The 867-nt window shown below is 47.1% G+C and carries 1 protein-coding gene; it reads left to right on the top strand.

The genetic code is table 11. The features are described 5' to 3' along the window. Positions 1–91: 91 nt before the first annotated feature. On the top strand, positions 92–867 hold a 776-nt coding region (locus AB4496_RS05460; protein ID WP_372130674.1), incomplete at its 3' end, for an AMP-binding protein.

Below are 867 nucleotides of genomic sequence, written 5' to 3' on the forward strand. Positions count from 1 at the left end.
TTTTAGTGCTCATGCACTAAAGCTGTGCTGTAATACCGCAATGATAAAAAGCGGCGAAGCAGTCGTCAGCTGATAAACGAGGAGTAACATCGTGGATAAACCTTGGCTTTCACGTTATCCAAGTGACGTACCAGAAACGATCAACCCAGATCAGTACCAATCTCTCATTGAAATGTTTGAACAGTCGGTACAGAAGTTCGCCGACCAACCTGCATTCGAGAACATGGGATCGATTATGACATTCCGTAAGCTTGAAGAGCGCAGTCGTGCTTTTGCTGCTTACTTGCAGAATGATCTAAAACTGAAGAAAGGCGATCGTGTCGCGCTGATGATGCCAAACTTGCTGCAATACCCAATTGCACTGTTTGGTGTACTGCGTGCAGGTATGATTGCTGTGAACGTCAACCCACTGTACACGCCTCGCGAACTTGAACACCAACTGAATGACTCTGGCGCAAAGGCGATTGTTATCGTTTCTAACTTTGCGAGCACACTAGAGAAAGTCGTTGATAAAACTCCGGTTAAACACGTTGTACTCACTAGCCTTGGGCAAATGTTGCCACGAGCGAAAGGTACGATTGTCGACTTCGTAGTGAAATACGTAAAAGGTATGGTGCCTAAGTACGATCTACCGGGTGCCATTTCATTCAGAAAGGCACTTTACAAAGGCCGTCGTCTTCAATATGTGAAGCCGTTTATGGCGGGTGATGACATCGCATTCCTACAGTACACAGGTGGTACAACGGGTGTAGCGAAGGGCGCAATTCTAACGCACCGCAATATGATTGCGAACGTACTTCAAGCTAAAGGGGCATACAGCCCTGTGCTACAAGAAGGCCGTGAATTGGTGGTAACGGCATTGCCGCT

The organism is Vibrio sp. 10N.222.46.A1 (assembly GCF_041473595.1).
Lineage (GTDB): Bacteria > Pseudomonadota > Gammaproteobacteria > Enterobacterales > Vibrionaceae > Vibrio > Vibrio tasmaniensis_A.